Genomic DNA, 24,053 nt, shown 5'->3' on the forward strand with positions numbered 1-24,053 from the left:
ATGAATGGCAAATTAGGGTGGGTTAAGCGTTAGCAAAACCTTGAGCAGACTGTTTATGATAAAGCTCAGCGTAAGTAAGCATGTACATGATGGCAACAAACGCGAGGGCGGCAGATAAACCGGTATGCCACTCGAACAAATAAGGGTGATTCATTACTGAGTTTGCACCATCAAAAAAGAATGACCCCACGAGTATAGGTAGCTGAATGACAACCAAATAGATGTAGTTGCCGTATCGGGCTTGCCGGTAAACGACTTCGCGACGAAGGGAAGTCAATAGGGTTTGTTTTCGTATTCGTATATGCCAAAACAGACGTAGTTCGCTGGGGATAAATAACAGATAGGGTGCAAATACACATACGAAAAACACCGCAGACAGCATACCCGGCGATAATGCTTTGGCAGTTGAATAGGCCAACAGACCTACTAATAACGTCGTTATAAGTGTGGGCCAGCGAAAATAACGGCGTACGATGCCCCAGTGCTGAATCTGTAACTGATGAAGCAATAGTTTTTTATACCGTTCCTGAATGTGTAGAATGCCCGGCCCGCTTCCTAACTCAAGCCAGGCTTTCCGACTGGCTTCGGCAAAAGAATAATTTTCACCCATCCATTTTTCTGTCAGGCTTGCATAATGATCGAGTAATTCATCCATAATCTCACGGTAGCTAATGTTGGCTAAATTGAGCAGATCGTGACGAAGTAGGCGAAGTTGGATGGGAGTGAGCATCATTAAATACTAGGTTTCAAGTTCAATACCAGATTCAGATTCTCCAGAAATGACGCTAGTTCAGCGATGCGCCCGGCGGCTTCGGTATGGCCGGTTTTGGTGAGTGAGTAGTACTTACGGGCGCGGCCATCTACAATTTGCGTTTCGGTGGTAAGTAGACCTTCGGCTTCGAGTTTGTGCAGGGCGGGGTAAAGGGCACCTTCGGTAATAGCCATTTCGCCTGCTGTTAGGTCTTTCACTTTCTGCGTAATCTCGTAGCCGTACATCTTCTCGCGGTCTTCGAGCAACCGCAAAATCATGACCGACAAGCTACCTTTCAGTAAAGAGGAGTTATTGGGAGCGTTCATGCCTCAAACGTACAAAAGAAATCTATATACATACAAGTCTTAGGTATAATTTCTGAACCGGGATTTAACTGATTTTTGGATTTACTGGATTTTGTGTCCCGCATGGGTGATTAACGAAATCCTGTAAATCCAAAAATCAGTTAAATCCCGGTTAACTTTGCAGAATAATGAAAACGTACCTTCGATTACTCTCGTTTGCCAAACCACTGGGGCGATTCCTGACGCCGTTCGTACTGACGTCGTTACTGTCCAGCGTATTTGGCGTGTTGAATTTCACCTTGCTCATTCCGCTGCTCAGTATCCTGTTCGATAAGGTCGATGCCAAACAAATGCAGGAATTTCTAAGCCAGCCAGCTCCTTCATTGACTACCGGTCCTACCGAATTTTTTAGATACTATTTCGCACAAGTATTTCAGGAGTACGGTAAAGTTGGCGCGCTACAGTTCGTTTGCTTCGTCATTATTCTGTCGGTACTGCTCAATAATTTATTTAAATACCTTTCCGTTAGGCAGTTAGAGTCCTTCAAGGCGCGGATGGTGGCGAAGCTGCGTGAAGCCGTATTTGCGAAGACGCTCCAATTACACCTCGGTTTTTTCTCGAATGAGCGGAAAGGAAACCTCATTTCCCGTACCACGACCGATGTACAGGAAGTTGAAAACTCCATTGCCAATACGCTCTCGGCAGCCTCCAAGGAAGTGTTTTTGTTGATTGGTTATATCATTGCGCTGCTCAGTATTTCGGCCAAACTGACCTTGTTCGCTATCCTGGTGATTCCGGTTTCGGGTGTGTTTATTGCCACCCTTGTTCGGCGAATGAAACGCGACGCGCAGGAGGGGCAACAACGATTAAGCGGCCTGGTGAGCCTGCTGGATGAAACCTTCGGTGGTATGCGTGTGGTGAAAGGATTCGTAGCCGAAGGCTTTATTTTGGATAAATTCCGTCGTGAGAATGAAGGGTATCGGGATGCCATTCGCTCGCTGGCCAACCGGCGGGAACTGGCATCTCCGTTCTCGGAAGTGGTAGGTGTAGCGGTTGTGGCTAGTATTTTATTCTACGGTGGATCGCTGGTATTAAGTGGACAGTCGGAGCTGACAGCGTCTGAATTCATTGCTTACATCGCTATTTTCTCGCAGGTAACGCGTCCGGCTAAAGACATTTCCAATGCATTTAGCGGATCACAAAGGGGACTGGCTTCGGGAGAACGCGTACTGGAGTTAATTGATACGCCACCCGCCATTCAGGACAAGCCGAATGCGGTGACACTCGCCAACTTTAGTGACCGGATTTCGGTGAAGAACGTATCCTTTGCCTACAATGCCGATACGCCCGTTTTGCGTGGCATCAGCTTTGATCTGCCCAAGGGAAAAACCATTGCGCTGGTAGGCTCGTCGGGTGGCGGTAAGTCGACCATTGCCGATCTGGTGCCTCGGTTTTATGATCCAACTTCTGGCCAACTTCTGATTGATGGTGTGGATTTGCGTGATTGCACCATGACTTCACTACGTTCGCAGATGGGTATTGTCACGCAGGAAAGTATTCTGTTCAACGACACGATTTTTAACAATATCGCCTTTGGCAGCGTAGCGACTGAAGCGCAGGTTATGGAAGCCGCCCGCATTGCCAATGCCCATGACTTCATTATAGCACAGTCGGATGGTTATCAGACCATCATTGGCGATCGGGGGGGGAAACTGTCGGGGGGGCAAAGGCAGCGGATCAGCATTGCCCGAGCTATCCTGAAAAATCCCCCGATTCTGATTCTGGATGAAGCCACATCGGCTCTTGATACGGAATCCGAAAAACTGGTTCAGGAAGCACTAACCCGCCTGATGGCTAATCGTACAACTCTCGTAATCGCCCACCGACTCAGCACGATTCAACATGCCGATGAGATTCTGGTCGTGAATCAGGGTCGTATTGTGGAGCGCGGTCGGCACGATGAATTACTGACGCTGGATGAAGGGTTCTACCGGAAACTGAGTACGATGCAGAGTGTTTAATTTACTTACTCACAACTATTGTCCATTCTGGCCCACTAAATACTTTATAGGTCTCCGAAAAACTGCCCTGATTAACCGCAATAGAAAAGTTCATCAGGCTATTAATATACGCCATATCCTCGCCGATGGCAACCTCGCCAAACGTATTTACCCAACGAACGGATTTGTCGTAGAGGAGCTTATCGTTTTGGTAAATCTGAACATGAAGGGGGGCTCCCGGTTTCACACCGAGTTGCTCAATCATAGCCTTAGGGATATTGCTCCAGACGTTCCCGTACTGAATATCGAGTATAGGGATATTTCCCTTTACGATTCCGGCTTTGTATTCCGCTTTCTGGTACGGTAATCGAACCACTTCATTTGGCAACTTCGCGCCAACCTGTTCAAAGGTAATGGTGCGCGAAGCCAGTCGGGCAGCGGTGTAAGCATATACATCCCGTCCGTGGAAGGTATAGGATTCATTTGAGTTTTTTCGCCGATTAATCGCTTCGTTAATTTGCCGGACCTGACTGATACCTAGTTGCTCGGCTACTAACGTGAGGGTACCATTGTCGGGCGTAACGATGTAATGCCCGGATTTTGTGAGCAGTACAACCGAGTGACGATCTGTACCCACGCCCGGATCGCAAACTGATACAAAAACGGTTCCTTTTGGATAGTAAGGCGCTGTTTGGTAGAGCCTATAGGCCGCTTCCCAAATGTTGTAGGCCGGAATCTCGTGTGTGAGGTCAAACAATTTGAGCGTTGGTGATACGCCCAGGGCTACGCCTTTCATCGCCGACACAGCCCCATCTTTCAGACCAAAATCAGACTGGAAAACCACAACACCATTCTGAGCCTGAACCAGTGGTTTGAAAAGTATAAGAAGCAGAAATGTGAACCCGTAAATGACTCGCATAGTGATGAGTGAGCAGTAAAGTTGTTTCTATAGAGTCAACAGCATCAGTAAAATCTATAGAATCAAGAGCTAGTAGTCCAACGATTCGTATTCGCTAAATAAATAATCATTCCTATACCAATCAAACTCACTACGTCGGCAAGCGTAAACGCAAGGTGAATCCAGTTAAAATCAATAGGGGCGAGGGTCAGGAAATAGCCAATGAAATAAATTGCCCAGGCTCCCCCGATTAGCTGGGCCGATAGCCGGAAAGCTGGATGCGCCTGTCCACCGAATTCTTTCCAGAGACGATTTAGCGTGAAGAGGATCGAGACATAGTCGATCAGCGCAATAAGTCCCCAGACTAATTTGGGGACAAGCTGAATTTCGTTGTCGAATGACAACTGCTCGTGACCGATATAGCTGGCCAGTACCATAAATAGCGTGGCCATCAGTAGACCCGCTATTTGTCGTTTATGAGCGCTAACCCGAATGCGAAGTAAGTTAAGTAATTGAAACAGAAGTAAGGGTGTTGTAATAAACCAGGCCATGTAACGATACTGTCCAATGGCATTGTACGACTCCCGAATAAGCGTCTGTCGATCATTCGGATCGCTCACAGTAGCTATTTCTGACAGTGTATTGTAGTAATAGGTCTGAATCAGGTAATAGGTAAGGCCTGCTACAGCGACACTAATAATAGTCAAACTAGAAATCGTGCTATAGACCGGGCTTTCCTGAGCTGGGCCAGTCATTCTTGGCGAAACCAGTGCGAAGATGAACATGCCTAAAAAGGCAAACATAGCTACGATCAGGAAAAAATACGTAACCATGGGTAAAAGACCAACAGTGCCTGCCGTTGGAATAAATGAATCGGCAACTTCCATAAAAACAGAAATGGTAGGCATGAATATACCTACCATTTCTAAACGCACCGCATAACCACTCGTTTATTTAGGCATTGCCTTAATTTGAGTCATTTCCACCTTCGATTTGTCAATCAACTGCTGAGCATAGGTCCGCAGTGTAGCGTTTTTACCGTATTGCAGGTAGGTCGTAGCCAGATCAATTGCATCCTGACGATGATCGAGCAATAAGGTTGAAAAGTTCTTATCCAGATTACTCGTCAATTTATCGCTGGAACCTGTTTGCTGCAATTTCAGGCTCATGGCTTCGATATTGCGGCTTTGTTGCTGGGAAAAAGCCTGGACGGGGCGCGTTGGCTTGAGCTGACGGAGCGTTCCATCCAGCATAGTCACATCCGAATCGGTAGTTGTCAGCAGCGTTTTGGCCATTTTGGTTAGTGCTGTATCTTTCCCGCTCTGGATTTCCTGTTTCAGTAGATTCTGAGCACCTTGTGCATGAAGTTTAGCTTGAAAAGCATAATCAAAGTCCGGGTCGCCCGTTGGTACCAGCTTCTTTATTTGGGTAACCGTCTGCTGTAAAGGGACAAGAAGCGTTGTTTTAGCAGGATCGTTGGTAGTAGCAGCGGCTGCGGTTGTGCCGGTTGTTGCCTGGGCACAGGCCACTAACGAACCGCTGGCTAAAAGGGCCGCAAAAGCCCAGATTGATAGATTGGATTGGAGCGTTTTCATTGTGTGTACTGAGTTCATGGAATACGTTTTGCCGGTAAAGTAACTGGCTTATACCTTAAAGACAAGAATTAGGCCAGAAGGTTTAGTGGATGTGGCTTTGTAGCAGAGAGATAAGCTGATTCTGAAACACAAGAAGGGACCGAATTTCGGTCCCTTCCAGCAAAATAAAATCTATGACCTGATAGATTACAACCGAATAATCTCCGCGCCGATGGCATTCAACCGCGTATCGATGTGTTGGTAACCCCGGTCAATTTGCTCGATACTGTCGATAATGCTGGTTCCCTTGGCCGACATGGCTGCAATGAGCAACGCAACCCCTGCCCGAATATCCGGCGACGACATGCGGATTCCTTTTAGAGGAACCTGCCGGTTTAAGCCAACTACGGTAGCGCGGTGTGGATCGCAGAGAATGATCTGAGCGCCCATGTCGATCAGTTTATCCACAAAGAATAGCCTACTTTCAAACATTTTCTGGTGGATAAGTAAGGTTCCCTGCGCCTGAATGGCGGTTACGAGAACAATGCTCAATAAATCGGGGGTGAAGCCGGGCCAGGGGGCATCCGCCACGGTCATCATGCCGCCATCCAGAAAACTCTCGATCTGGTAGTGCTCCTGAGCCGGAACATAAATATCATCACCCCGAAACTCCATCTGAATACCCAGCCGTTTGAACTGGTCAGGAATGAGACCCAATTCAGGAATCCGGCAGTTTTTAATCGTAATCTCCGACTGAGTCATGGCCGCTAAGCCAATGAACGAGCCAATTTCGATCATGTCGGGCAACATCGTATGCTCAGTCCCCTTCAATTCCGTAACGCCTTCGATCGTGAGCAGGTTAGAGCCTACTCCGGTGATTTTCGCACCCATCGAATTCAGCATTTTACTCAGCTGCTGAAGATAGGGTTCACAGGCAGCGTTGTAAATTGTTGTGATCCCTTCAGCCATCACAGCGGCCATCAGGATATTAGCCGTGCCGGTTACTGATGCTTCGTCGAGGAGCATATAGGTACCACGCAAGTTGCTGGCGTCAACCTGGTAATAGCCCCCGTCATTAGCGTCATAATTGAACTGAGCCCCAAGCTTCTCGAAGCCTAAAAAGTGCGTATCTAACCGCCGACGACCAATTTTATCACCACCGGGGCGAGGAATACGCCCTTTTTTGAATCGGGCCAGCATAGGGCCGAGTAACATAACCGATCCGCGAAGAGCGGCTGCCTTACGTTTATACGTGTCGGATTCCAGGTAGTCCAGATTAACATCGCTGGCCTGAAAACGATACGAACTTTCACCAATTTTGGTTACCCAAACGCCCAGGTCTCCCAGCAAATCAATAAGCTGGTTGACATCTCGGATGCCGGGAATATTATGAATGATAACAGGTTCTTTCGTGAGTAATACGGCGCAGAGGATTTGCAGCGCTTCGTTTTTTGCTCCCTGCGGAATGAGTTCGCCTTTGAGCTTACGCCCACCTGTAATTTGAAAAGATGCCATTCGTAGAATTGTGAATGATGAATTATGACCGGGTCGCCGATGCGATGATGAATGATGCTGATTACATCTGTGCTCATCATTTACAATCGCACCGGCGACCCGATCACCATTAAAAATTTATCGTCTCCGACGTGGGCCGTCTGATCCGCCGTCGCGATCGTTCCGGTTCCGGTCGTTGTTCCGATTTGGCCCGCCTGGCCCACCATTTCGGTTACCGAAATTACGTTGACCTCCATCACGCGATCCTCCATCGCGGTTGGGTCGTCCGCCTTGGTTCGATCCCGATCCTCCATCGCGTGGTCCACCATCCCGGTTATTCCGATTACCGAAATTACTACGCTGCTGGCCACCATCCCGGTTTGGTCGTCCCTGGTTCGATCCTGATCCACCATCCCGGTTTCGATCGTTGCGGTAAGCATTACCTCCGATTCGCTGGGGTTGGTCGCCTGTACGTTCGCGGGGAGTAGCTTCAACCAAACCTTCTTCCCGAATAAGCTTGATATCATCGTAGAGCTTACCGTTCGAGAGTTCGATCAGGCTCTGGTAAATAGTTTCGTCTTCAACGGATTCTTTATTCCAGGCCTGATAAAACGTACGCATCAGGCGTGTCAGGTAAGAAACAAAGGCACGCCTTTCCTCAGGCTCTTCCAGCGAGACAGCCTTAGCGATCAATAAATCTACATTGCGGCCAAAATGTTTAAATTTCAGATGGTGCGTGTTGTAGGGAACCCGCTGGGGCTTTTTGCCTAGTGCTTCTTCGGATGGGGGCGGATATGGGCTATCAACATCCAGTGTGAAACCAGACATAATGTACAGGTCATCCCACAATTTATTGTAGTAATCCTGACCGTCTTTCATGTTGGGGTGAATTTGCCGCATCAATTCGATCAGGATATGCGCATAACGAGTGCGTTTTTCCCGATCTTCGATGTTGACCATGTTGTCAACCAACTTTTGGATACTACTGCCGTATTCTTTCAAGTCCTTATCGGATTCGTGTTATATAAAACAAAAGTACAAAGAAAGGAGCAAGGGGCAAGGAGCACGGAGTAGGCTACAGGGAGTTGTTAGGTAGATTATGTTATTTTTGCACCCTGCCCGTGCACCCTGCTCCATGCTAACGAACTTCCGCACCGAACTTTCCGATACCATTCGATTGAGCGTACCCATTATTATTGCTCAGTTAGGGGTGGTGCTGATGGGCGTTACCGATAACCTGTTTGTTGGGCGATTACTGGGGGCTGTGCCTCTGGGCGCTGCTGGTCTGGCCAACTCACTTTCCTTCCTGATGTCTAGTATTGGTGTCGGTGGCCTGACGGTAGTAGCTGCATTGGTTTCAAAAGCGTACCATCAGCATGATTCAGCTGGCGTCAATCGATTGTTTCGGGCGGGTCTTCAGGTAGCTATACTACTTAGTATTGTACTGGGCGGATTATCGGTATTACTAGCGTTTAACTTTGGCTTATTTGGCCAAACAGCGGAAGTAACTCGACTGACACGCAATTTTATGTTTATCCTGAGCGCTTCTCTGCTACCACTCATGGTGTTCGTAGCAGCACGACAGCTCTGCGACGGGTTGCGTTATCCACGTGTGGCCATGGCCATTACGCTCTCGGCACTGCTAATCAATGCTCTGTTTAATTATATACTTATTAAAGGAATAGGACCATTCCCAGAACTGGGCCTTATGGGGTCGGCGTCGGCTACGTTGTTATCCAGGATATTTATGGCGGGGGCTATGCTGCTGTACATCTACCGGGCGCCCCGGTTCAGTATCTACTTAACGGCTGCTTTTCGTTCATTACCGACGACCGATGAAGTCTGGCAAATTCTGCGATTGGGTATTCCTGGTGGCCTTACGTTTTTCTTCGAGGTCGCCACGTTTGCGCTGGCAGTCGTCATTGTTGGTTGGCTTGGCGAAGACCGCCTGGCGGCTCACCAGATTGCTATCAATATGGCGTCGGTTACATATATGATGGCAACGGGCATTTCATCGGCGGCTGCCATTCGGGTAAGTGCTGCGGTAGGGCGTGGGAGCCGCGAGGGTGCATGGCGGGCAGGTGTAGCGGCCTTTATGCTATCAATTAGTTTTATGGGCGTAATGGCGTTAGTATTTCTAACCGCGAACGATTGGTTGGTAACGCTCTACATTCGGGACAACCCAGCTGTCATGAAGTTTGCAGCCTCGTTAGTTATTGTAGCGGGTGTCTTTCAACTGTCCGATGGAGTACAGGTTGTTGCCTTAGGGAGTTTACGCGGTTTATCCGATGTAAATATTCCGACGCTGATCACCTTGTTCTCTTACTGGATCGTGGCTTTGCCCTTAAGCTATGCACTGGCTTTTCCGTTTGGGATGGATGCCATTGGGGTCTGGATTGGCTTACTGGCTGGCCTGACTATTGCCGCTGTTCTATTAACATGGCGGTTTTTTCAGCGAGTTAAGCGAGCTGATTTATCACTTACCAGTGTTCCGGAATCGCTGAGCCACTAGGTTGATTCTATGATGCTGTTGCTCACGTTCTCGCTTGGCGGCTTACTTCATGCCCTCCAGCATGTCAGCGCGTGTTGGTCGGTCAGGTGCCAGTTCGTAAGCAATGCCTTCGCCGTCGAGGTAATCCGTAAAAACGGAATAGCTATCCTTCTCAACGGTAAATACATACCAGTTTTCGTACGGTTCGTTGAAGCGCTCAACTTCGGTTAGCGATGTACGTTTTTGCAACTCCTGATATTGGCTTCTTTCGAGACTGCTTTGTTTGATAAGGAAATACCACACGTAATGATTTTGATTTACGATTTAGTAGAAAACCCCGCGTAACAATTTGCTACACGGGGTTTTATGCCAATCAACTATAGGCAGGGATTATTTATTCACAGCCAGAATATAATCTGCCAGCACGAGACCTGCTTCGTTTAGATAAAGGTCTTTTTTCTTCTTAGGCGCGTTTGGCGAGGGCGTCCCTGTTTCGTCTACTGGGGCCGATGCCTGCGATACTTTATTGGCAGCTGCCCGTTTCCGTTCGGCTTCCTCACGCTCTTTTCGCCGTTTCGACTCCTGCAAGGAAACAACCGTGTTCTCTTTCGCTTTCTTGAAGTCGGCCAAATCCTGCGCCAGTTGTTTCAGTTCAGGATCTGACTTAAGCCGTTGGTCGAAGCGATCCCGCAGACGACTCAGAATCTTATCGTCGAGCCCACGAGACTGTTCATAGCGAGTCGAGTTGATCTGATCCCAGGGCAAGGCACTTGGCTGTGAGCTTTCGCCATACTCTTCGGCTGAGAATGCCGATGGAAACTGAACATCCGGCGTTACGCCCTTATGCTGTGTGCTACTGCCATTGATACGATAGAACTTCTGAATCGTCATTTTTACCTGACCAACTTTCTCCGGTTCTTTCGGTAACCATTGGTTAAGGTCGATCAAGGTTTGGACGGTTCCTTTTCCAAAGGTTTGACCACCAACGATAATGCCACGTTTGTAATCCTGAATAGCAGCGGCAAAGATCTCCGATGCCGATGCACTGAAGCGATTAACGAGAACAGCCAACGGACCGTCGTAGGTTACAGATGGATCTGGGTCGGTATATACTTCAGTTTCGCCAGTTGATTCGCGCACCTGAACAACAGGTCCTTTCGGAATAAACAGGCCTGTGAGGTTGATGGCTTCAGTCAGTGAGCCACCCCCATCATCACGAAGGTCAATAACAATACCAGCTACTTTTTCGGCTTTCAGCGAGTCAATGAATTTTTTTACATCACTCGTCGTACTGCTAAACCCTTCTTCGCGCTTACGGGCACCCTCAAAATCGCGATAGAACATCGGGATATTGATAACGCCAATTTTAAAGGTCTTGCCATTATCGGTCACTTCAATGACCTCTTTTTTAGCGCGTTGTTCTTCCAGTTTAATTTTCTCCCGCACTAACCGAATTTCTTTGGGGGGAGCGCCTGCCAGCGCATTAGGCGAAACAATCTGGATACGCACTACCGTGCCTTTAGGTCCTTTGATAAGCTTGACAACCTCATCAACCTGCCAGTTCATAGTGTTTACCATAGCGCCATTATCGCCCTGTGCAACTCCCGCAATTTTATCGTTTACCTTTATCAGGTTGCTTTTGAAAGCTGGTCCACCGGGTAATACACTCGTTATTTTAATGTATTCACCATCTTCCTGAAGCATTGCTCCAATACCCTCCAGCGACTGGCTCATTTCCTGATTGAACCGATCTGCATTCGTAGGCGAAAAATAATTGGTGTGCGGGTCAAGCGCTTCCGCAAATGAGTTCATGTAAATCTGAAACACATCGGCACTCTTGATCCGGCCGTAGGCCTTATCGAGGTTCGCGTAGCGCTGTGTCATGGTAGCGGCAACGGCACTATCTTTCCGGTTACCCAGCTTAAGCTCCAGCGCCTGATTTTTCAGGATTTTACGCCACAGATCATTTTGCTCTTCTACGGTTTTAGGCCACGCAGCTTTCTCCCGATCGGTATTGAAACTTTCATCTTCAGTGAAGGTGAACGGCTTCTTGATCTGTTCTTTAATAAATTCGCTGCGTTCCTGAAAGCGTTTACGGAAAACGTTGTACAGGTCATAAGCAGCCGTCAGGTCACCATTAACGAGTGCGTCGTCAATTTGGTAACGATACTTCTCAAAAGCCGCTACATCCGATGCGAGCAGATACGTTTTATTGCCATCCACTTCTTTAAGGTAATTATCCCATACGACTGACGAGAGCGAATCGTTGAGTTTTACCTTACGGTAGTGATAAGTCGTCAGCAATTTAGCGACCAGCGTCTCTACTTTCTCCTGCGAGATAGAGGGCTTCAGGTCATCAATTGTAGACGACGTCGGCAATGTATGCAGCGACGAAACGTCGCCTGTAGCACCATTCGAGGGCGAATCCGGCTGAAAACTCAGCATCAGCACGGGCAATAGGGTTACCAGATACTTTTTCATCTATATTACCCAGGTTATGATTAGTCACTTGGTGAAGTAAGTGAAATAGGTAAAGTAAGTAGAACAGGTCAACTCACTTTCACTTACTACACTTAATTTACTCACTACACTTACTTCACCTAATTTACCTACTTCACTGCTTTACTATATCAAGCAACTCAACATCGAACACTAATGTTGAGCCAGGTTTAATATCGGCACCGGCAGCCCGGTCGCCATACGCTAAATCAGACGGGATGTACAGCTTCCATTTTGAGCCTACCGGCATCAGTTGGAGAGCTTCTGTCCAGCCTTTAATCACTTCTGTAACACCAAATTCAGCGGGTTGGCCACGTTCTACAGAACTATCAAATACTTTTCCGTCGATCAACCGACCTGTATAGTGTACCTTAACACGATCTGTGGCCGTTGGTTTGGCACCCGTGCCTTCTTTTTCAATAGAATACTGCAAACCACTGGCTGTAGTCACTACACCAGCCTTCGTTTTGTTTTCTGCCAGAAACGCACTGCCAATTTTCTTGTTTTCAGCAGATGCCTTCATGCCTTCGGCATTGCGGCTAGCCATTTGCTTCTGCATGAAATTGTTCATTACCTGGCCACACTGTGCCTGCGTCAGCTGGGTTGATTGACCTGAAAGAGCATCTTCAAGACCGCGCATCAATAAGGCGTTGTTGAGATCAGATATGCCTTGTTGCTTTAGATTCTGAGCCATAAATACCCCGATACTATAGCTAACTGAATCTTGGGTAGAGACTATTTTGGTTCCCGATGTTGCGGGTTTAGCGGTTGTAGCTGGTTTAGCTGAAACAGACTTTTTAACAGCGGGCTTCTTAACTTGTGCAGTCGCGGAACCGGCGACAAAAACGGCCGACGCAATACCGGCCAGCATCCATTGATTAAACTTCATGCGAAAATGAAACGGGATGTATGTAAACAAAAGGTGATACTACTGAAACGTGAAGGAATAGGATAAAAGTTTAGTTATGGGTTGGTTAGCCTAAAAAATAATTAGTCAATCACTTCCTGATCCAATGCTAATTCTATTCCGGATTAAGGTATTAAAAGTAGTTGAAAATTTGGCTGATGTCAATTTTGATTGGGTAAAGTACCGTTAATTTGGATGAACGGTTTAGGTTGGTTACCCAATGGTTAATTAATTAAGCCTATTATATCGGAAAAGTCTAACATTCAGCTATTGATTCTGTGTTTCATCGCATTTTTATTAAATTTTAGTCGTACCTTTGCGCCCGAAAAATCAACATTAAAATCTCATTATACACATATGGAATCCGTAAGACCCGACGAGATATCAGCCATTCTGCGCCAGCAACTGGCCGGAACCCAAACCGAGGCTGAACTCGAAGAAGTCGGTACGGTGCTGCAAATCGGCGACGGCGTAGCGCGTATCTACGGCCTCTCGAAGGTGCAGGCCGGCGAATTGCTGTCGTTTGACAATGGGCTTCAGGCCATGGCGCTGAACCTAGAAGAAGATAATGTCGGAGCTGTATTGCTCGGCGATTATTCGGAAATCAAAGAAGGCGATACCGTTAAACGTACCGATCAGATTGCCTACGTAAACGTGGGTGATGGTATCCTTGGCCGTGTGGTAAACACGCTTGGCTTACCCATTGATGGTATGGGCCCTATTCAGGGCGAATTGTTCCAGATGCCACTGGAACGCAAAGCGCCAGGGGTAATTTTCCGCCAGCCGGTAAATGAACCACTGCAAACGGGTATTAAGGCTATCGACGCCATGATCCCCATCGGCCGTGGCCAGCGCGAATTAATTATCGGTGACCGTCAGACGGGTAAAACCGCTGTGGCTATTGATACGATCATTAACCAGAAAGAGTTTTACGATAAGGGGCAACCCGTATTTTGTATTTACGTAGCCTGCGGTCAGAAAGCTTCAACTGTGAAAATGGTGGAGCAGACACTGCGGAAAGCTGGTGCTATGGATTATACGGTAATCGTAGCAGCCAATGCATCTGATCCATCACCCATGCAGTTCTTTGCGCCATTTACGGGGGCTGCTATCGGCGAATTCTTCCGGGATACAGGTCGGCCTGCCCTGGTTGTTTATGACGATTTGTCGAAACAGGCTGTTGCGTACCGCGAAGTGTCGCTGTTGCTGCGTCGCCCACCAGGTCGTGAGGCTTACCCTGGAGACGTATTCTACCTGCACAGCCGTTTGTTAGAGCGGGCCGCCAAAATCAACCAGAATGATGACATCGCCAAAACGATGAATGACCTCCCACCAAGTCTGAAAGACAAAGTGAAGGGTGGTGGTTCATTGACAGCCTTGCCAATCATTGAAACCCAGGCTGGTGACGTATCGGCTTATATTCCGACAAACGTAATTTCGATTACGGATGGTCAGATCTTCCTGGAGTCGAACCTGTTTAACTCGGGTATTCGCCCAGCTATTAACGTGGGTATCTCGGTATCACGGGTGGGTGGTAACGCCCAAATCAAATCGATGAAGAAAGTAGCTGGTACGCTGAAACTCGATCAGGCCCAGTTCCGCGAGTTGGAAGCCTTCGCTAAGTTCGGTTCTGACCTTGATGCATCGACCAAATTGACGATCGAACGCGGTCGGCGTAACCAGGAGATGTTGAAACAGCCACAGTACTCGCCAGTTCCGGTTGAACAGCAAGTGGCTATTATCTATGCTTCGACCAACGGGCTACTTGACAAAGTGCCGGTTAACAAAGTGAAAGCATTTGAGAGTGAGTTCGGCATGGTACTGAGTGCGCAGTATCCAAACGTTCTGAACGACCTGCGCGCTGGTAAACTAACCGACGAAGCTACGGCAACGTTGAAGAAAGTAGCCGCTGACCTCTCAGCGCAATATTAGTTTTAAGGAGCGAGGAGTGTGGAACGAGGAGTGAGGAGCCATTCGGTAACCTTATCCTTGCTCCTCGCTCCACACTCCTAACTACTTAAAAAAATGGCCTCACTAAAAGAAGTACGCGCCCGGATTTCGTCGATTAACTCGACTCAGCAGATCACTAAAGCCATGAAAATGGTGGCAGCTGCCAAGTTGCGTCGGGCGCAGGATAATATAACGCAATTACGTCCCTACGCTCAAAAACTGAGCCAAATGCTCGGAACGGTTTCGGCGGGTGCAGAAACGGCTTCGGAGAGTCCTTACCAACAACAACGTTCTGTTGAGCGTGTATTGCTTATCGTTGTTACATCTGATCGGGGATTGTGTGGCGCCTTTAATACCAACGCGGTAAAAGGAGCGCTGGCACTCATTGACGAAAAGTATTCGTCACAGGCTCGTTCGGGTAACGTTGAAATTATGGCCATTGGTAAAAAAGGGGCGGAAGCGTTCCTGCGCCGGGGCTTTAAGGTCAATACCTCGCACCTTGACATCTTTGGCTCATTGAATTTTACTACGGTTCGTGCGGCTGCCGAAGAAGCGATGGAAGGATTTGCCAACGGGCGCTACGATGTGGTTGAAGTAATCTACAATGAGTTCAAGAACGCAGCAATGCAAATCGTTCGGGCAGAACAAATGCTACCCATTGTAGCTACAGCTCCACCAGCGGGTTCGTCGGCTTCGATCAACTACATCTTTGAGCCATCGGAAGTAGAAATCGTTACAGAGCTGATTCCGAAAACGATTAAGATACAATTGTATAAAGCGGTATTAGATTCCAATGCATCAGAACACGGTGCGCGGATGACCGCCATGGACAAAGCAACCGAAAACGCGGGCGAACTTCTGAAAGAGCTTCGTTTGGTGTACAACCGGACGCGTCAGGCGGCTATTACAACCGAGATTCTCGAAATCGTGGGCGGTGCGGAAGCATTGGCCAGCGCGTAAAGCCAATCTGATTTATTCCTACAACAAAAAGCCGCTAACCAGAATTGGTTAGCGGCTTTTTGTTGTAGGCTATTTTTTAAGAAGGCATTGCAACGTTTCTCCCGTTTATGGCGTCATAGCTAATGAAGACATATCCGATTTTTCGCTAAGTTTGACTGGCTATCTAAAAGGTGATTTCTAACTCGAATAGGTTGAAAGCAGACGTACAGAATTTGCGAAAATGAGGCTATAAAAAGTGAGTAGGTTAAGAGGTCGTTAAAAATAGTTAAATGGAATTATTTACTTTGATAGTCAGAGGTTTATGGCTGTTGTTGTCTATGAATCACAAGTATAGAACCGGAACGAATATGACCCATTTTTAGTTATTTAAGTGTCACATACGAATGACCGTTTCCCGAACGTTTACTAATCGGTTTGACAACAATTAACGACTCAAAATACATGAAATTCAAAGGCATAATCACCAGTCTGTTCGTCGTCGGTACGCTGGCGTCCTGCGCTCCGGCCATTACGGTCAAGTACGACTACGATCCTAAAGTAAATGTTCGTCAGTTTTCAACCTATCGTATCGAAGCTGATCGTCAACGCAACGCCGACCCCATTGTTGGTAGCAACCTGAATCAACGCAGGATTGCCGACGCGCTCGACCAGTCGCTCAAAGCGCGGGGTTATAAACCCGTAACGCAGGGTGAAGCTGATCTGGTTGTTCGGTTCTTTATGGACTCGAAAGACAAACAGCAAATTCAGTCAAATAATATGTACTCGCCTTATTCGTGGTGGTACGGTGGTGGTATGGGTAACAACGTATACTCGCGCCAGTATGAAGAAAACCGGGTAGTGGTAAACGTATCCGATGCACGTACCAATGATATTATCTGGCAGGGTTGGGCAACCGGTCAGTTGAATACACGTAATAAAGAACGTGATCGCGATCAGGCGTTCCGTGAGACGGTGACCAGCATCATGAAAAATTTCCCGGAGAGCGCCGGTCAGGATTATGGCGCGGCTCGCTAGTGGATAAATGACAAACCACAAACCTGCTATCTAACCGATGGCAGGTTTTTTTATGGCCATAGCTTTTCGTTAATTTGTGGCTTTCTGTTTTGTTATGCCAGTCGTAAGCCGAGGTGTTGTATATTCGCTTATAGCCGTAGTCTTTGTACTGCTGCTGGGCATTACGGCATTGCTCAGCGTGTCCTATCACCGACACCAGCGCCTTGAGGATGCAACGATTGACTTTCAACGTAATCTTACACAACAGGAAAGTAAAATAGTAGAACTGCAGACAAAGCTTGCCAACTGCGATACGATTCAGGCAACACCCCCAACTGATACATCCTGGGGTACATCTGCAGCCACTGATTCAGTGCAGGTTATCAAGAAGACTACACCCCCTAAGTGGTAATTGCTTATTAGTTAATAAACTTTAAGGACAGTTAATCATCTAGTAACCGATAGCCACCTTTACTTCAAAAATTTCTCGATGGTTTGGCGGATAAGCTGGCGGCTGGTGACTGTGTTATAGTCTGATTTTTGTGCTGTTGCCGCTAATTCATCTAATTCACGACTTAATATACTTCCTTTTACCTATCCTTTTATAGCCACAGTATCACGGCTGGATAGTATCTCATTCCAAACAGTGCGCACATCAGCCCAATAAGCCCGATTATTAGCCCACCAATAGTTAGCCGCCTGGCATTTTTTATCGTCGGTGCGTTTATACGTGTTTACTCCTTTTTCAGAAACCAATAGTTGGTCTCCAGTCTCGCTACGAATGATTTTGTCGTTATCCTGTTCGTGTACGTAACCATCTGGACGAATCTCGTGGTGATTGGTCCGGCGCATGACATTGTAATCGGTACGTTTAGTGTATTCGCGACGGGGAAGAGGAGCGTCCACTGTACTTTCCCAATAATGACGCCCATCGACGTGAATCCATGTAGCCGACCCTTCGTAACGTGGGCTATCATCTACTTCAAACACTTTCTGAGTCCACTGCCCTTTGGCTTGAGTTGTCGATAGGTTTTCGCGTTTCCAGGACGCGTTCTGATCGAATTTAAGTAGGCTGGTATTCTGATACAGCCAATCTTCACGCCAGTGTTTAATAACCATCGAATCACTAATAACCAGTAGATGCTGAATAACGATTTTGGTAGGCTGACCTGCCTGGCCAGATTCTTCTTCAACAAATACCCATTCGGTACCCTTAGCTGTGTATCGATCTGTAAATACATAGGCCTTTTCGGGAGCAAAGGTCTCTGCATACAGAAAGTTAACCTCATGGCAGCCACATTGCCCTTTGATAGCAGCTACATCTTCACTTCTTGGTGTCGTTTGAGCCAGTAGTTTCCCAATGAGTAACAGTAAGGCGGCCAATACTAGTGGTAAGCGCATACTAGATGGAGCGTTAGGTAAATTTTGGATTGCCAGTGTAAAGATATTTTTATTTAGATTCTTTATGAATAAATTTCAAGATTGTTTGTAATGATTCTAGATAAGGCTTACGTTTGTCATGAAAGTATGAAGTAATTACGTCAGTTGCTTCTGGTAATTACTAGTTGTTGACGCTTATTACGCTACCACTGCCTACTGACGATTATAGTATAGATTCCTCAAAACTCTTTACGAATCAAATCAACGTTGACTGAAAACTTATGGACTGTACCTGTCGTATTTTATCTGATTCTGCGAGCGGACGTATCCTACTGTATGGTGATGTAGTCGCTGATAAAGCCGAAATGCCGGATCACTATAACATTGCCCTGCAATTCAACAACATTACGCAATGGTTATGTTACGAGGATTTTCTGGCTCTGGAGTGGAACGTACGTGCTATTGATACAACTGCCTATTTCGACGCGCACCCATATGAAGAACGCATTCATTTGAGCACTCCATCGCGTTTTCTAACCTTCAGTTTCCGGCTGCATGAACTGATTGAGTTGCGAAAAATGTTGAGCCGCGCAGTTGCACGGCTTCACTGGTTCGAGACGCTTCGTAAGACCCAGAATTAAAAGAGATTCAGAGAAGGCCCCTGCTTAGGTGTAACTAGTGTAGCTCGTTATCCCATGTTTCGTTAGCACTGTCAGCCAGACAGGAGGCAGACATTGATATACGTGCCAAATGTGTTGTCAACTTCTTCAGTTAACGACAAAAAGGCACCCATTACGGATGCCTTTTACATTTTCATAGGTTGGTTATTAAAGCAGGATGCCAACGTGGGTAACGCTGGCGAATGGTCTAGCTGATCAATACGCCTGAGTTTTACCATCTCAATAACCTACATAATCATATCAATGCCGTTTACGAACCAGAATACGTTATGATAAGGTGACGTTACGAAATTAGTTGTAGCAACAACTAATTGTCAAATATACAAGTCTGGCATTATTCCTATAGAAACTGCGTAAGATTTTAAGCAAGATTTAACGTACAACGGCATGAGTTGGCTGACTGGTGCCCAAAACTAAGGGTATCCAACCCGTTTGTCCACCAGTACTACGTACTAATTGAAAGGAGTTCGCTATAGCCAGTACATCGACGGACGAGCCTGTTGATAGGGCTTGAATAGCGGCTGCCTGCGAACTGGCATTTTCTAGCAAGCTACTGGGAGTTGAGACTGCGAATCGACGAAGTGGCCGATTAATGGATTCCGTAGTGTTACTAGACACGTAGCCTGTCGAGCCATCAGGTAGTTCCACTCGAAGCCAGGTTTCTGTGCCACCAATGATAGTTAGGGCAGATGCTTTAGGCAGTTCCCGTACTATGCTTGCGTCGCTATGAGGAGCTATTCTGACCACCGATTTGGTGGCTGAAACCCGTACCGAATCGCCTAATCGCGATGGCGCTAGTAAGGCTTGTTTGGCCGGGCCGCGTCCAAGCCGAATGAATGGTAGAGGATCGGTGGCACCATCAGTCATTCCATAAATACCAAAATGCAGGTGCGGCCCAGTTGTACGGGCATTGCCGGTATTTCCAACAAAACCAACTGTATCACCTGCTGAAACGCGCTGCCCATTGCTAACATTCCAGCGGTCGAGGTGGGCATAATAAAGGCGAATATTACGTTCGTTATCGGTCAGAAAAGCGACATTGCCACCCAGCGTGTTTGTGCCAACACCCGTAATGATACCAGCTACCGACGCCAGCGCTGGTGTTCCTTTGGGGGCGAAAATATCTACACCTTCGTGCCGCCTGCGGCCACCATCCCGAACAGCGCCAAAATAACTGCTAATCTGACGACTGTCACGACCTTTTACGGGAAAGGCCAACGCGGGTTCACGGGTAATGGCAATCGTGTAGTTACCGCTTCTCAGCAGCTCCGGCTGAATACGAATCAGATAAGATTGTGTTTTTCGAGGCTCCCATGTCAATACACTGGTATCAGCTTTCGAAGCTGTAATCAAATTGAGACGACTGCGGCCTTCCAGCGCAAATACATCAATAAATACCTGAGTTGTTTTCTGTCCCTGTGTTTCAACCTGTATCAGAAAACGGTCACCCCGTTGGGCGTCGAGTCGATAACCGACAGCAAAGGCTTTGTTGGCTGAAAAATAGCCACTTTCGCGGTAGGGAACGGTAATTTTTAGTGAGTCACGAAGGGCACATTCACCAGCAGCAAGCCAGTCAGTGCCTAAGGCCGTACGGTCAAGTTTGGCTTCCTTGAGCGACTGTCCATACTGCTCATGCGGTGACGATGGCCTGAATAGATTCGCTGTTGGGCCTATACCGGTACAGGCACTAAACCAACCCGCAAGCAATCCTACAGAAAGAAATCGGAGTGAATACGTTATTAGCATACTTTTACTATAGTATTAAACGACTTTGTCGCGATGATATTTCAGGCGAGATAAGTAAAAGACAACCGCCAGGGCCATCAAAATACTGATAGAAGGCAATACCATGGCTATTGCAGCCGCTAGTGCATATATACTAGTACTAATACGCAAGCTGCTGCGAACGGTTTGAATACGTACATCGGCAGCGGGCCGTTTCAGTAGCCGATAGTTTTCAGTTGCGTACGACCACATCATGAGTAGCGAACAGGATATACCCGCAAACAGCAACATATACAAAGCTGAGGAAAGCTGGTTGGCAGGGGTGTTGATGTAATCGGCTAGTAGGGAGGTTGTGAAGGGAATGATACTGACCAGAAGCAACAGAAGACCGTTATAAAACATGAACCGGACGTCGCTTCGTTGAATGACGTTGTACATCCGATGGTGGTTTAGCCAGATAATGAAAATGGTTATGAAGCTAATGAAATAGGCAATATAATCAGGCCATTGATGAAACAGAGCGAGCGCCAGACTATGGTTTGAGGTGGCAGCTTTTAAACTTGGAGCCTTTAGTTGAAAAGTCAGAAGGGTAATGTCAATTGCAAAAACGCCATCGCTGAATGTTTCCATACGAAGGGTTTCGTTTCCCTGAAAGTCTGCCATTTGTTTGCAGTTGAATATCTGTCAGACAAACGGTTAGAATAGTCAATAAGTTATGGCCTTCCCACTCTCTATAAAATGAGAATGCCCTAATCAGGCAATTAGGGCATTCTCATTTCATGAATAAGCAGGTCAGGAATTAACTGGTTCAATTTGTCTGCGACAAACTAAACCAGTTGCCGGAGTCGTCTTTAAAAATGGCTTCGGTGCCGTAAAACTCCACTTTAGGCGCTTTTGAAAATACGACGCCCTTGGCCTTCAGCTCTTCGTAAGTCGCAAAAATGTCAGTAGTATTAAAAACGCCCCCACTGAAAGCTCCTTTTTGAACCAGTGCTCGCATTTGCTCGGCTGTTTCGTCGGTAAACATCATACCCGATCGGATGGGCATCAAGGTAATTTCCAGATCGGGCTGGTCTTTGGGACTCACGGTTAACCAGCGTGCATCAGGCCCCATAGGCGCGTCGGTATTGACGGTCAGCCCCAATTTGTTCACGTAAAAATCGTAGGCTGAATCCTGATCGAGTACATAAATACAGACGTGCGAAAGTCGATTAATCATGGCTGAAATAACTGGATGGTTTGGACAAAGGTATACCCACTCGTTATGGCCAATTTATCGAAAATTGCTAATCTTCGCTGGAAACGGGACTGCCTAATGATAAGCACGAAGGAATAAATGTCCTTGGTTCAACGCGCATCCGTTTGGCCCGGTCGAGACTATGCTTTCGAAACTGGGTAGGCGTTTGGCCAGCTTGTTTCTTGAATAGCAAACTGAATGAATGCAAGCTCTCGAAGCCTACCGCATAACCAATCTGCTCCACGCTTAACATAGGCTTACTAAGTAATATACGAGCTTTGTCAATGCGTAATCTGGTCAGGTACTGATGGGGTGTGTGCTCATAACTTGTCTTGAAAAGCCGAATGAAATGGTATTTCGAGAAATACGCTTCGTCGGCTATGGCATCGAGATTTATTTTCTCCGTAAAGTGCCGGTCGATAAATAGTTTAGCCTGTACCAGTCGCCGGTAAAGATAGAGTTTTGGATAGTCGTTGGTTTGCATAGCAATGTCCTACGAAGCCTGCTGACTGCGTTTCGTCAGGAAGTAAACGGGTATACCCAACCCGGCAATCAGCAGACCCATACCGGTATTGAATGTTTTTGTATAGAGCAAAATCATACAAATGGTTAGAGCCGCAATGATATAGAGGGCTGGTACAATGGGATAGCCAAACGCTCGGTAAGGTCGTTCAGTGTCAGGCTCAGTACGCCGGAGCCGGAATAGACCGGCAATGGTGACTATGTAGAATACTAAAGAAGCAAAGGTGCAGTAATCGAGCAGATCACCGTATTTTCCAGACAGGCAAAGTAAGGATGCCCAGATACATTGTAACCACAACGCCCGGCCCGGAACCGCATTTTTATTCAGGTGTGATGCCTGCTTGATAAACAGGCCATCTTTGGCCATCGCATAATAAAGCCGCGCTCCGGCCAGAATCAGTCCGTTGTTACATCCAAAAGTCGAAATCATGATCAGAACCGCCATAACAGCTACGGCCACATTCCCGAAAACCGTTTCGACAGCAGCCGTGGCAACCCGATCGGCGGTGGCAAATTGAATGCCCCGGCTGATGATGTCTGTACCGGCTGGTGAACCTTTCAAGGGCAACAGCGATAAGTACGAAACGTTAGCCAGGAAGTAGATGGTTGTCACGATCAAGGTTCCAAAAAATAGGGCCAGCAGGATATTACGACGTGGATTTTTGATCTCACCGGCAATAAAGGTCACATTATTCCAGGCATCTGCCGAAAACAGCGAACCAATCATCGACGTACCAAACGCCAGTACTAGGGCAAACCCCGCCAGTGGCAGAATCTCACCCGTAGCGGTTGTTGTGCTGGCGGCCCAAGCATTGGTGAGGTTAGTCGACAGCAACCCACTGCTTAATCCGATGGTAATCCCGATCACAATTAGTCCGAGTAGTGCAATTAGTTTAGCTGATGTAAATACGTTCTGAATCAGCTTGCCACTCTGAACGCCCTGGCTGTTGAGCCAGGTTAGTAAAACTAAGCTTGAAATCGCGAATAGGGAGCCGAGTGTGATTTTAATTGGCCCGAGAGCCAGTAAAACGTTATCGGGGCCGAGGGCTGGAATAAATACAGCCGTATACTTGGTAAACGCTACTGCTACGGCGGCTATAGTTCCGGTCTGGATAACGGTAAAAACCGTCCAGCCATACACGAAACCCGTTAGATGGCCGTATGCCCGTTGTATATAAATGTATTGCCCGCCCGCTTTGGGCATCATACCGGCTAGTTCGCCATAGCTAAGTGCAGCCGCTACCGTTAGTACGCCCGTTAGCACCCAGAGCATGAGCAACCAACCCGACGAGCCCAGGTTACGTGCCATATCGGCGGTAACAATGAAAACCCCGGACCCAATCATGGAGCCGGAGACAATAAGCGTGGAGTCGAGCAGACTCAGCGAGCGTTTGAATTCAGTAGGTTCTGTAGCCAAATCGGCAGACGGAACAGAGAGCGGTTGGTTTTCGGCCATGAGGAAGTTAGTCGTGCAGTTCGTTGGATGGTGTTGTGAGTTTAGAAGGCAATTCGAGTCACCTTAGTTGAGCACTCCACCAATTACCAAAACTACGTACAAGAAGCGGGCAATTGCCCAAAAAAGCAAACCGCTCCCATAAATCCTGTTGGTATATCCTCACTTGATCAGAAACTAAATCTGGTATATCGCACTGATGGGCAAATAATATTTTGCAATTTGTGCGAAATT

General features: G+C 47.3%; 23 protein-coding genes. 7 read left to right on the forward strand and 16 right to left on the reverse strand.

From position 1 onward, the window contains the following. Window positions 1-22 precede the first annotated feature (22 nt). Together ACYVGO_RS33300 and ACYVGO_RS33305 are read right to left on the reverse strand one after the other, a co-directional pair. A complete protein-coding gene (locus ACYVGO_RS33300) occupies window positions 23-733 on the reverse strand; it encodes a hypothetical protein (RefSeq protein ID WP_460973055.1) in 711 nt (236 codons plus the stop codon). After that, a complete protein-coding gene (locus ACYVGO_RS33305) occupies window positions 733-1,077 on the reverse strand; it encodes a PadR family transcriptional regulator (protein ID WP_460973056.1) in 345 nt (114 codons plus the stop codon). The genes ACYVGO_RS33300 and ACYVGO_RS33305 overlap by 1 nt, the downstream gene beginning before the upstream one ends. A 167-nt stretch (window positions 1,078-1,244) precedes the next feature. Here ACYVGO_RS33305 and ACYVGO_RS33310 point away from each other — a divergent pair, with 167 nt between their 5' ends. After that, on the forward strand, window positions 1,245-3,077 hold the full coding sequence (locus ACYVGO_RS33310; protein ID WP_460973057.1) for an ABC transporter ATP-binding protein: 1,833 nt from the start codon (window positions 1,245-1,247) through the stop codon (window positions 3,075-3,077). A 1-nt stretch (window position 3,078) separates the two neighbouring features. On the opposite strand, the gene ACYVGO_RS33315 is transcribed toward ACYVGO_RS33310, so the two are convergent. The 5 genes from ACYVGO_RS33315 to ACYVGO_RS33335 all read right to left on the reverse strand — a co-directional run bounded on the left by ACYVGO_RS33315 (window position 3,079) and on the right by ACYVGO_RS33335 (window position 7,982). Beyond that, the gene (locus ACYVGO_RS33315) at window positions 3,079-3,975 is read right to left on the reverse strand and encodes an SAM hydrolase/SAM-dependent halogenase family protein (protein WP_460973058.1); all 897 of its coding nucleotides are present in this window, start codon (window positions 3,973-3,975) and stop codon (window positions 3,079-3,081) included. Window positions 3,976-4,037: 62 nt separating this feature from the next. Further along, entirely contained in the window at window positions 4,038-4,862 is an 825-nt protein-coding gene (locus ACYVGO_RS33320; protein WP_460973059.1) for a bacteriorhodopsin, read from the reverse strand. A gap of 42 nt (window positions 4,863-4,904) precedes the next feature. Next, entirely contained in the window at window positions 4,905-5,549 is a 645-nt protein-coding gene (locus ACYVGO_RS33325; protein WP_460973060.1) for a DUF305 domain-containing protein, read from the reverse strand. Window positions 5,550-5,735: 186 nt separating this feature from the next. Beyond that, a complete protein-coding gene (gene murA, locus ACYVGO_RS33330) occupies window positions 5,736-7,043 on the reverse strand; it encodes a UDP-N-acetylglucosamine 1-carboxyvinyltransferase (protein WP_142770856.1) in 1,308 nt (435 codons plus the stop codon). Between the two features lie 117 nt (window positions 7,044-7,160). After that, window positions 7,161-7,982, reverse strand: a complete 822-nt coding sequence (locus ACYVGO_RS33335) for a DUF4290 domain-containing protein (RefSeq protein WP_246859423.1) — start codon at window positions 7,980-7,982, stop codon at window positions 7,161-7,163. A gap of 175 nt (window positions 7,983-8,157) precedes the next feature. Here ACYVGO_RS33335 and ACYVGO_RS33340 point away from each other — a divergent pair, with 175 nt between their 5' ends. Continuing rightward, entirely contained in the window at window positions 8,158-9,534 is a 1,377-nt protein-coding gene (locus ACYVGO_RS33340; RefSeq protein ID WP_460973061.1) for an MATE family efflux transporter, read from the forward strand. 42 nt (window positions 9,535-9,576) lie between these two features. Here the strand turns inward: ACYVGO_RS33340 and ACYVGO_RS33345 are convergent, their stop codons facing one another. The 3 genes from ACYVGO_RS33345 to ACYVGO_RS33355 form a co-directional block, all read right to left on the reverse strand. Continuing rightward, on the reverse strand, window positions 9,577-9,816 hold the full coding sequence (locus tag ACYVGO_RS33345) for a hypothetical protein (RefSeq protein ID WP_460973062.1): 240 nt from the start codon (window positions 9,814-9,816) through the stop codon (window positions 9,577-9,579). An 87-nt stretch (window positions 9,817-9,903) separates the two neighbouring features. Continuing rightward, window positions 9,904-11,994, reverse strand: a complete 2,091-nt coding sequence (locus tag ACYVGO_RS33350; protein ID WP_460973063.1) for a carboxy terminal-processing peptidase — start codon at window positions 11,992-11,994, stop codon at window positions 9,904-9,906. Window positions 11,995-12,127: 133 nt separating this feature from the next. Further along, window positions 12,128-12,901 (reverse strand): FKBP-type peptidyl-prolyl cis-trans isomerase, encoded by a 774-nt coding sequence (locus ACYVGO_RS33355; protein WP_305851950.1) that lies wholly within the window; start codon window positions 12,899-12,901, stop codon window positions 12,128-12,130. Window positions 12,902-13,276: 375 nt separating this feature from the next. Between ACYVGO_RS33355 and atpA the strand changes: the two genes are divergently transcribed. From atpA to ACYVGO_RS33375, 4 genes are all read left to right on the forward strand, one after another. Next, complete coding sequence (gene atpA / locus ACYVGO_RS33360) at window positions 13,277-14,851, forward strand: F0F1 ATP synthase subunit alpha (protein WP_142770861.1); 1,575 nt, start codon at window positions 13,277-13,279, stop codon at window positions 14,849-14,851. 93 nt (window positions 14,852-14,944) lie between these two features. Beyond that, complete coding sequence (gene atpG / locus ACYVGO_RS33365; RefSeq protein WP_142770862.1) at window positions 14,945-15,829, forward strand: ATP synthase F1 subunit gamma; 885 nt, start codon at window positions 14,945-14,947, stop codon at window positions 15,827-15,829. Window positions 15,830-16,270: 441 nt separating this feature from the next. Beyond that, window positions 16,271-16,843 (forward strand): DUF4136 domain-containing protein, encoded by a 573-nt coding sequence (locus ACYVGO_RS33370; protein WP_460973064.1) that lies wholly within the window; start codon window positions 16,271-16,273, stop codon window positions 16,841-16,843. 94 nt (window positions 16,844-16,937) lie between these two features. After that, window positions 16,938-17,234: a hypothetical protein gene (locus tag ACYVGO_RS33375; protein ID WP_460973065.1), complete on the forward strand. Its 297-nt coding sequence runs from the start codon at window positions 16,938-16,940 to the stop codon at window positions 17,232-17,234. Between the two features lie 182 nt (window positions 17,235-17,416). Here ACYVGO_RS33375 and ACYVGO_RS33380 read toward each other — a convergent pair whose 3' ends face one another. Then, window positions 17,417-18,223: a DUF6607 family protein gene (locus ACYVGO_RS33380; protein ID WP_460973066.1), complete on the reverse strand. Its 807-nt coding sequence runs from the start codon at window positions 18,221-18,223 to the stop codon at window positions 17,417-17,419. Between the two features lie 260 nt (window positions 18,224-18,483). On the opposite strand from ACYVGO_RS33380, the gene ACYVGO_RS33385 reads away from it, so the two are divergent. Further along, the gene (locus ACYVGO_RS33385) at window positions 18,484-18,843 is read left to right on the forward strand and encodes a hypothetical protein (RefSeq protein ID WP_142770866.1); all 360 of its coding nucleotides are present in this window, start codon (window positions 18,484-18,486) and stop codon (window positions 18,841-18,843) included. 411 nt (window positions 18,844-19,254) lie between these two features. Here ACYVGO_RS33385 and ACYVGO_RS33390 read toward each other — a convergent pair whose 3' ends face one another. The 5 genes from ACYVGO_RS33390 to ACYVGO_RS33410 form a co-directional block, all read right to left on the reverse strand. Then, window positions 19,255-20,628 carry a peptidoglycan DD-metalloendopeptidase family protein gene (locus ACYVGO_RS33390; RefSeq protein ID WP_460973067.1) on the reverse strand — a complete coding sequence of 458 codons (1,374 nt, stop codon included), beginning with the start codon at window positions 20,626-20,628 and terminating at the stop codon, window positions 19,255-19,257. Between the two features lie 15 nt (window positions 20,629-20,643). Further along, window positions 20,644-21,270, reverse strand: coding sequence for a TMEM175 family protein (locus ACYVGO_RS33395; RefSeq protein WP_142770868.1), 627 nt, complete (start codon window positions 21,268-21,270; stop codon window positions 20,644-20,646). A gap of 145 nt (window positions 21,271-21,415) precedes the next feature. Beyond that, window positions 21,416-21,826 carry a VOC family protein gene (locus ACYVGO_RS33400; protein WP_460973068.1) on the reverse strand — a complete coding sequence of 137 codons (411 nt, stop codon included), beginning with the start codon at window positions 21,824-21,826 and terminating at the stop codon, window positions 21,416-21,418. Window positions 21,827-21,893: 67 nt separating this feature from the next. Beyond that, window positions 21,894-22,328 carry a helix-turn-helix domain-containing protein gene (locus ACYVGO_RS33405; RefSeq protein ID WP_460973069.1) on the reverse strand — a complete coding sequence of 145 codons (435 nt, stop codon included), beginning with the start codon at window positions 22,326-22,328 and terminating at the stop codon, window positions 21,894-21,896. Window positions 22,329-22,337: 9 nt separating this feature from the next. After that, window positions 22,338-23,822 (reverse strand): APC family permease, encoded by a 1,485-nt coding sequence (locus ACYVGO_RS33410; protein ID WP_460973070.1) that lies wholly within the window; start codon window positions 23,820-23,822, stop codon window positions 22,338-22,340. Window positions 23,823-24,053: the final 231 nt, after the last annotated feature.

It is taken from the genome of Spirosoma migulaei (assembly GCF_054776855.1).